Origin of the sequence: uncultured Bradyrhizobium sp. (genome assembly GCF_936928535.1) — a bacterium.
GTDB lineage: Bacteria > Pseudomonadota > Alphaproteobacteria > Rhizobiales > Xanthobacteraceae > Bradyrhizobium.
Window position 1 is genome coordinate 1 of record NZ_CAKZHY010000045.1, and the last position, 8,603, is coordinate 8,603.

The 8,603-nt window shown below is 55.9% G+C and carries 7 protein-coding genes; 4 read left to right on the plus strand and 3 right to left on the minus strand.

Annotation, left to right across the window (positions count from 1 at the left end; translation table 11 throughout):
* The coding region (locus Q0687_RS05460) for a hypothetical protein (RefSeq protein WP_298873202.1) at positions 1 to 180 on the plus strand (180 nt) is incomplete at its 5' end.
* 377 nt (positions 181 to 557) lie between these two features.
* The gene (locus tag Q0687_RS05465; RefSeq protein ID WP_298873204.1) at positions 558 to 1,526 is read left to right on the plus strand and encodes a GDP-mannose 4,6-dehydratase; all 969 of its coding nucleotides are present in this window, start codon (positions 558 to 560) and stop codon (positions 1,524 to 1,526) included.
* Here Q0687_RS05465 and Q0687_RS05470 read toward each other — a convergent pair.
* Genes Q0687_RS05470 through Q0687_RS05480 form a run of 3 tightly spaced genes read right to left on the minus strand, consistent with a single transcriptional unit; the run spans position 1,523 to position 6,006 of the window.
* The gene (locus Q0687_RS05470) at positions 1,523 to 1,927 is read right to left on the minus strand and encodes a hypothetical protein (RefSeq protein WP_298873206.1); all 405 of its coding nucleotides are present in this window, start codon (positions 1,925 to 1,927) and stop codon (positions 1,523 to 1,525) included. The genes Q0687_RS05465 and Q0687_RS05470 overlap by 4 nt on opposite strands.
* A 36-nt stretch (positions 1,928 to 1,963) precedes the next feature.
* Complete coding sequence (locus Q0687_RS05475; RefSeq protein WP_298873208.1) at positions 1,964 to 4,837, minus strand: glycosyltransferase family 1 protein; 2,874 nt, start codon at positions 4,835 to 4,837, stop codon at positions 1,964 to 1,966.
* Positions 4,838 to 4,845: 8 nt separating this feature from the next.
* Positions 4,846 to 6,006 carry a class I SAM-dependent methyltransferase gene (locus Q0687_RS05480; RefSeq protein ID WP_298873210.1) on the minus strand — a complete coding sequence of 387 codons (1,161 nt, stop codon included), beginning with the start codon at positions 6,004 to 6,006 and terminating at the stop codon, positions 4,846 to 4,848.
* Positions 6,007 to 6,255: 249 nt separating this feature from the next.
* Here Q0687_RS05480 and Q0687_RS05485 point away from each other — a divergent pair, with 249 nt between their 5' ends.
* Together Q0687_RS05485 and Q0687_RS05490 are read left to right on the plus strand one after the other, a co-directional pair.
* The gene (locus tag Q0687_RS05485; RefSeq protein ID WP_298873211.1) at positions 6,256 to 7,149 is read left to right on the plus strand and encodes a class I SAM-dependent methyltransferase; all 894 of its coding nucleotides are present in this window, start codon (positions 6,256 to 6,258) and stop codon (positions 7,147 to 7,149) included.
* Positions 7,150 to 7,301: 152 nt separating this feature from the next.
* A partial coding sequence (locus tag Q0687_RS05490) for a glycosyltransferase family 1 protein (protein WP_298873213.1) occupies positions 7,302 to 8,603 on the plus strand: 1,302 nt, incomplete at its 3' end.

Consider the following 8,603-nt stretch of genomic DNA (forward strand, 5'->3'; position numbering starts at 1 on the left):
CGCCAACTACTTCAGAAATTCAGGATATCAAACCTAATGCCATCACGCTTTAGCGAACGAATAGTCGTGCATCTTTGCCGGATAGGGGCCAGATATACAGTCGCCTGGCCCCACGACGAATCTGTGAAAACGACGAAGGACATCGAAGCCGCAGTCGAACTGGCTATGCGCGGCGGCTGATCGGCTGATCGATCGCTCAGCGCGCAGACTACCAGAGCCAGGCGCCAGCCTGGCATGCGTTAGCGAATGACAATTCACCTGCACTTCAGAGGCTAGGGCGGTTTGCTGGACGCCGTTGGGCGTTGGGCCCGCACTCCCATAGTCCAATGACCATGGTATCTAGATACCTTCATTGTAAAAATCCGGACTGGCGCGCACACGGGGGCTAGTTCGAATTTGAATGTGCCGGGGTCATATTTCGCTCACATCCGAGGTAGAGAAGAGCCCGGTCGCTTGAGGCCACACTGTCCACTTGACGACCGCGTTGGCTACTCCTTATGCGGAGCAGGGCGTACCCTCCGGATCAGCAACCATCCGCAAGCTGCGAAAGACCAAGAATGCGACTTTTGGTGACAGGAGCCAATGGATTTGTGGGTCCATATTTTCTCGACGCTGTGCGGAAGATCTTGCCGAACGCTGAGCTGATCGCGTGTGGCAACGGATCGGGGAGGGGGAGCGTCCAAGCTTCCGTCGACATCCGCGACGAAGCTGCTGTCAATTATCTGATCAAGGGCCTGCGCCCAACCCACGTCGTTCACCTTGCAGGTATCTCTCGGGTCGCCGATGCACAGGCGAATTCAAGAGCCGCTTGGGACATAAACGTGCTCGGCACGTTGAATTTGGCGCGAGCCATACTTCGGCACGTGCCATCTTGCGTGCTGCTCTCCATCGCTTCTGGCGAGGTGTACGGCCTGAGCGCAAATGAAACAGCGATTCTCAAGGAGGACGCAAGGCTTCAACCTATCAGCGAATATGCTGTCACCAAGGCCGCCGCGGATCTTGCAATCGGCAGCCTCGCGGCCTCCGGATTGCGGGCAATACGGTTAAGACCATTCAATCACATCGGCCCCGGGCAAACAGAGCAGTATGCCATCTCAAGCTTTGCTGCCCAAATCGCCAGGATCGAGCTTGGAAAGCAGACGCCAGTGCTGCATGTCGGCAATCTCGACGTTGAGCGCGATTTTCTGGACGTGCGAGATGTTGCGAACGCTTACGCCTGCGCGATCGTACATTCAGATGAGATCCGTAACGGAGAAATTCTCAATGTCGCGTCGGGGCGCGCGGTGCGCTTGGCAGATCTCCTTGATCAGTTGATCTCGATGTCTTCAGCTACGGTACGGGTCCAGCAAGATCCAGCGCGGGTGCGGCGGGTCGAAGTTCCCAGAATTTGCGGTGATGCGTCGAAAGCAAAGTTGCTTCTGGGCTGGGTGCCCAAATACGAGCTGAAGGACACGCTTTGCGATATATTGATGGAGTGGCGCTGCCAACTTGGAGTTGAAGGTCGGCGCGCGCTGGGGGACGCTTAAAGTGCATCACCCGTAGCTAGCACTGAGATATCGTAGCTCAAGGCTGTGGTTCGGTTAGCATCATCAACGTCGAGAGTGACAGAATCGCTCCCGACGAAATCAGCCTTCGGAGAATAAATCAGGGTTATGACAGGTATCTTCCGTGTCGGGCAAACTCCCGAGGCCGGCACATTGGCGAACAGTACAATCATTTGAACGACGCCATGGCTTGGTTTCTCACGAATGACGGGCACCGACATCGGCGCTGTGCCAATGGTGCAATCCGCTTTGGGACTGACAAGATTTAAGAGGCCAACCGGCTTTCCCTTGCTCGTTTTGAGCTGTTTTGCGGTTTGGGCGGATGCAAAAATTGTGCTCGCGAGCAAGATAATCGCAATCCATCCGACTCGATTTGCTTTCATGACTCTTGCTCTCCCGCGTGTGCCTTTTATCTCTCGCTAAGACATCTCAAATATCGACAAAGGAAGCCAGAGGGGGACGCCCCACCAGTCACTTTCTCCTTGTAGCATTTCAACCTCCAGTGAGCTGGCCGCTTCAACGGCCTGCCTTGGCAGTTCCAGCGAGAGAAACTGGCTGTCTCCGGGCACGAGCACGAACGCTATCTCACCGAACGCGGCATCCGGGATTAGTTCGCCCCCGCTGGCGTCTCGAAGATGATATCCCAAACGAACTTTCCAGGAGTCCTCCGCCGCGCTGCTGGACCAGACCTCCTTGGACAAGTTGGTAATTCGGAGGATATATCGGAAATTTTTCTTATCCCGAATTGGCCCGTGAACGAGCTCCAAGGTGTGCCGACGGCCGGCTTCGTCAAGCGGTCCTTGCATGATTGTCTTGCCATAGTCGTAGATCGACGAATACGGCTTGTAAGAGCAAGGTTTGTAGATCCGGTACCATTCGCCGTTAGATACCACATCCTGTAGCCGGGCGGCGCTTTCTGACCAGCTCGCGGGGCGCACGCCCCTCGACCTATCGTCTTGATGCTCTGCGATCAGACTTCGGATGGAGGATGCAAGCGAAGCGGGGGAGCCAACTTGGAAGTACCGACAAGGGTGATCTCGAGTTACTTCGCGAAAGATCGGGATATCGCTGGCGATGACGGACTTGCCATAATGCAACGCTTCCACGATCGGCAGACCAAATCCTTCAGCGAAAGACGATGCAATGAGCGCGTCACACTCCTCATAGGCTCGGGCCAGCTGCTCGTCGTCCGCGGCCCAGTGCCACCTTAGTCGATCGCCAACGCTCGGATGATTGCGCAGTCTATCGATCAACTCGTCCGCCTCCCAGCCGGCCTTTCCTATGATCGTTAGCTGGATGTCCAGGCCGTCCTTCCACAACATCTCGCAGGCATCGAGGGCAACCCGGTATCCCTTACGGGGCTCTATCGTGCCCACCATCAACAGCGAGAAACGGCGGTTTGAGGAATTTCGTATCGGGCGCTCAGCGACACCAGAAGGGGTGAAGTCAGCGCCAAGTGGCCAATAGCCGATCTTCAGTTCCCTCGGGAAGGAGATCGCCTGGAGCAGATCATGCAGTTCGTCGGCCACAGTTTTTGAAATGCAGACAAACCCGGTCGAATAGCTGAGCGCAGCCTTGAACCATCCGAGGAAGATCGGCGGCACGCCAGGATGGCAAAACGCATTCTGGCGAAGTGGCACCAGATCGTAAAGGCACGATATGACTTCTGCCCCTCGCATCCTGGCCGAGAGCAGCACCGGAAGGACTTCGCGATAAAATTCCCAGGAACTGTCTAGCATGAAGACTGTGTCGCCACGCCCCAGAAACAGCTTGTTGGAGCTCTTCCGCAGGGCAAACGGAGCCGTCGTCACCTGCACGTCATAAAATCCGCCCAATCCATCGCAATAGACAATCGTGGGCTTCTCCAAAGAAGGTCCGCAGATCAAATTTCGTACCATCTCTCTCGTGACACGCTGGATGCCCGTCCCGAGATCTCGGCGGACGATCGAGGTCGCTTCGACGAGGAGCCGCTTGTGGTCCGTGAAATCAGGTTCGGCCCGAGCAACAGCTTCCACGATTGTGGGCAAAGGAACAGCCAGGCGCGTAAGAACTTTGGCGGTTCTTTGCCGAACAGATTGCAAGTCCTGCGGCGCCTTGGATTTTCGCGAGCCCCCAATTCGAGAAAGGCCAGAAACCGCGAGCCTTGCAGAATTCTCCCAACTATATCGCCTCGCGCGCTCGAGACCTGCATTGACCTTTCGGGCGGTTCGCGTCTCGTCGCCGAGAACGCTGACGATCCTGTCGGCTATTTGATCGGCTCTGGTCGGATCGAACAGCAAGTCTTGATCATTGACGATTTCGGGCAGAGCTCCGGTCGAGGAGACTATAACGGGAGCGCCGCAGGTCATGGCTTCAAGGGCTGTCAATCCGAAGCCTTCCAGTAGCGAAGGTTGAACAACGAGGCCGGCCGATTGGTACAGGCGCACCAGATCGGCATCCGATACATGACCTTTAGATACGAGATTCTGCTCGGGAAGACCTAGAGCGATCCAGCGTTCGCGAAGTTCTCCAACACGCGTCGAATGGTAATCGCCGGCCAGGAACAGCTGAAGCTCGTTGCGAAGGTTGTCCGGGAGCCTGCCAAAAGCGTCGATAAGAGTCTCAACGTTTTTGCGCCAATCAAGAGAACCAACGTTTAAAACGTATGCCTTAGCTGCTCTGGGAGTTCGCGTTTGGGAATATTGCAGAAATTCCGGAGAGACCCCGGCCCCGATATTCAGGCTCTTGTCATTGCCCGATAATCCGATGGCCTCGTGCAGCGAATAATCGGAGATACACAGGTTCAGGTCGAAGCTCTTATAATATCCCAGCCGGCGATAATAGTAAGCGCGTCGAAGCGGCGTCGAGAGATACTGGTCGGCATAATGATGAGGAATTGCATCGTAGAAGATCGCAGCTATGGGAATGCCGACCTCTGGCATCGGAGGCAGCGGTACCGCCAAATCTCCGGCGCCCTCGAATGGGCTGGTCGAAAGCGCGACATCCGGCGCGAGGCATGCGACGTGATGAGACAGTGTGACTTCGCTAAGATGCCGACGCTCCGTGTAACCGCTGTCCGCTTCTCCGGACTCAGCAACACCTTCCCAAAGGTGGATGTTGCTGTCGGGGATCCAGCTTTTCACGTGATCCCTTGCGGAGATCGCCTCATCTGGCATCGCTGCGTTGAATGAAACAAGGAGCTCAATTCCAAAATCGCCGCCGGCGATCGCTCGAACGAAGTCTCCGACGTAACGTCCGATTCCCCGCTGTCGGCTGGCAGTCTGAAGGCATTGACCGTCGATCCAGAGTCTCATGGTCCGTCTTATCGCTGTTCAGTCTGAGACATGATTTTGATCCAGTCTTCGCGGGCTCGCGGGTGCGCATCGGTTTGCCAACGTGGCTCGTCATGCGGGGTCAGTCCTATGATCTTTCGCTTGAGCGCAGGAACCAGATACAACCGACCGACGATTTTCCGTTTCAGCTGGGGCCGCTCGCGAAGATATAGTCGCATGTCTGCCAGAGCAGTTCGTAAACCCGGTAAGTTGGAGACACGACGCACAGTGCGCATAAGGAAGCGGAGGGGGCGCGTCAGCCGCCATGACGTGCTGCCGTAAATGGCGGCAAGTTCCAGCGATCTTTGATTTAGTGCAGCCTCCGTTCCTAATTGACGAGCTCTCAGTTCCTCGAGCTGCCTTGCATGATCCGCTATTGTCAGATCTGCGGTCGCTGCGAGGTTGGCCAAGACTCTCATGTCGGTCGGGTCTCGTTGCGAATGTTGTATCGCGAAATCCCTGATCCGCAGAGAAAATGGATCGTTCTGCCCCGTGGGAGAGCGCGCGACGATCGAATAGTCTGGACCCGAACGGAAAAGCGTTGATAGCAATCCGGACAGTGGCCCCAGTTCGTAATCTCCCTCGTAGCCATTCAGACGCACGATCTCGGGAGCCGGAAAGCCTGCCTGCTCGACGAAATACTGCAGAAGGACCGGAGGCAAAGGATTTTTGTGCGTGGGATCGACATAAAATGACCAGCCTACGGTCATGTTTTCCGGGTTGGGCGTTTCCAGGATGATGAGGCCACCCGGAGCGATCACCCGTCGTATCTCACTCATCATATCAAGAAGGTAATCGGTGCCGACGTGCTCTACCACATGGAAAGCCGTCACCAACGCATATGATTGGCTCTTGCACGTCTTGAGATAATCCAGGGCATCTGACCTTACGACGCTGCACCTTTTATTGCTCGCGTCGGCGATGTCGTTTGGTTCGACCCCGGTAACATCCCAGCCCTGAGAGGAAAGAAGAGCAAGCCACTCGCCTCGTCCTGAGCCGATGTCGAGCGCCTTGTGCGAAGCTGAGTTGTTCAACCTTAAGCCGTTGACGAGGGGCAAGTAGATTGACAGGCGCTGCCTGACAAGATCCTCAGATCCCCGAAAGCGGTCCTCAAACCGTTTATACTGGTTTTCAAACGAGGTCGTGTTCATGAGGAAGCCGCAAGTTCCGGCCACGCCTTGACCCAGCCTGCTCGGCCCCGCATGGGCCTACTCAAGACAGAAATTCGGAAAGACAGAATAACGCTCATTTTGTTCCCACGCGAGTGTCTGCCGGGATTAGCAAAAGACGGGACGTGATGAAAACCAAACATCGGAAGTCACCTGAGTGTACTGCCTGGCAGAGTTGACTTCAGCGGTTGAGGGGTGTCATAGGACCTCCGCGGAAGCTGGCGGACCTTCATGACAGAGACAAGCCCTTTTTTCCATTATAATTCATGCATTGACGCGATGGGGATCATGCGCTCGCACGCGGTGAGCGAGCTCAAACCGCGCGATGGCTATCTGACCAATTTCTTGGGCGTCCTGATTGACCCGAAGTTCTTCCCTGACCTCCTGGAGGGTAAGGCCGGGCAAGTCGAGCCGATTCCGATTCCCGCTAATTGGCATGCCGACATTGCCGAATGGGCTGCCGCGCTGCGTGCGGTCGATTTGGCGGGCGAGACCTTCACTATTATTGAGCTGGGATGCGGATGGGGCTGTTGGCTCAACAATATGGGAGCCGCTGCGCGGCGGACTTCGCGCAAGATTCGCCTGATTGGTATCGAGGGCGATCTGGGACATATTCAATTCGCGCGCGAAGCTTGTCGCGCCAATGAATTCGATGAATCCGAAGTCTGGCTGCATCACGGGATTGCCGCCGCGCGTGACGGCAAGGCCTTGTTCCCCATCCAGCAGATGGCTGGAAAAAATTGGGGGCTCGAGCCGATCTTCGACGCGTCCTTGTTCGACATAGCAAAGGCCAAACTGAGCGGAAAATACGAGGTCTTGCCCATGATCTCGCTCGATCGGGTTTCGCAAGGATGCTCTCGCATCGACCTGCTGCACATCGACATCCAGGGCAGTGAGGCGGACCTCATTCGCGACAGTCTCGAGTTTCTCAATAGCCGGGTTGCCTATATGGTCGTTGGCACTCATTCGCGTGAAATAGAGGGGACCATCTTTTCAACGCTTCGCGCAGCGGGTTGGGGGCTAGAAATTGAGCGCCCGGCGATCCTGTCACTCGCCGGCTTGCGGCCTCAAGTAGTGGTCGACGGAGTACAAGGATGGCGAAATCCCAGGCTACTTCCCTATTAGCACTTGTGGACTTCGCTAAGACTGCGATATGGCGGCCGGGTCGCTTGTCGGGCGCTGGATGAATGAAGGGATATGCGGGGCTGATTGCGCAGTCGGATCCGATAGCTCGCTGGTTAGATAACGGCAGGCGTTGTGTTTCTCGGAGCATTGGATTGGGTACGAACAAGCATCGCCGGATCTTTTGGAGTGCCGTGGGGGCGACTTGGCTGAAAGTCAGCAGGCCAGCTGCCAATCTGCTTCGCCATTATGCTCCCTCGCTTCGAAGCGAGTTGCAGCCAACCCTGCATGCTCTTTACGCGTGGCTGGCTCGCAAGCAGCAGAAGTTGTTTACCCTCGACGATTTTTCGGTTCAAGAACTTGAGATTGAGCCGGCGGGCCGCAAGCCGCGATTGCTCGTCGACGTTTCGACCACATATCATATGTCCAACGTCACGGGCATCCAGAGGACCGTCCGAGCTCTAACGGCCGCTCTACAGCGCAATAGCTCTCACTACGCCTTTGACGTTCTGCCGGTATGCTTGAAGCGTACCCCTGATGCAAAACTAGTCTTGACCGCGGTCCCCAGATTCCCGAGCAGGGATCGGGAGCAGATTATGACGCTCCGTCCGGGAGACAGCTTTTTTATGCTCGACTCGTCCTGGGATATCTACCCGAAATGGGCGGCTTCCCTGTTTCCCGTGGTTCGGAACCTCGGCGGCATGATATTCACATGCGTCTACGATATTTTGCCGATCACCAATCCTGAGTATTTTACGGCCGAAACCGTCGCAATGTTCCGGCCATGGATGAGTTCGGTGATGCGCGAAAGCGATGTGGTTTTTGCCATTTCGGAGACCACACGATCGGAGCTCGATCGATACCCTTGCCAGCATCGACCGGCAACCGAGTTCTTTCATTTGGGCGCGGATTCCTTGCCTCCCCGGTCTGTTGCGGGTGTCAAGAGCATGGCTCCGACGTTTCTTATGGTAGGAACCATCGAGCCCCGTAAAGGTCACAGCACCGTACTGCGTGCATTCCAGATATTATGGTCATCCGACCCTGCCGTACGCTTGATTTTGGTGGGCCGCCCTGGTTGGAAGGTCTCAACCCTCATGTCGGAGATCCAACGGCTCCAAGGGATGAATGGCTCGTTCTTCTATTACCAGAACGCCTCCGATGAATTGCTTGCAAAATGTTACGACGAGGCGGATGCGGTCATCGCTGCGTCCCTTGCTGAGGGGTTTGGACTTCCACTGGTCGAGACAATGCAGAGAGGAAAGGCTTTGATTGCGAGCGATATTCCAGCCTTTCGAGAGGTCGCAGGCGAGGTCCCCCTTTACTTCAAAGCGGGTGATCATTTGTCACTCGTCGAGGCGATAAGGTCTTTCTTGAGTGCTGATTCTCGTCCAACGGCGCACGATGTCGCGCGGCGATCAGGATGGAAGGCAGCGTCAATCAAGGTGAGAGAGTTTCGC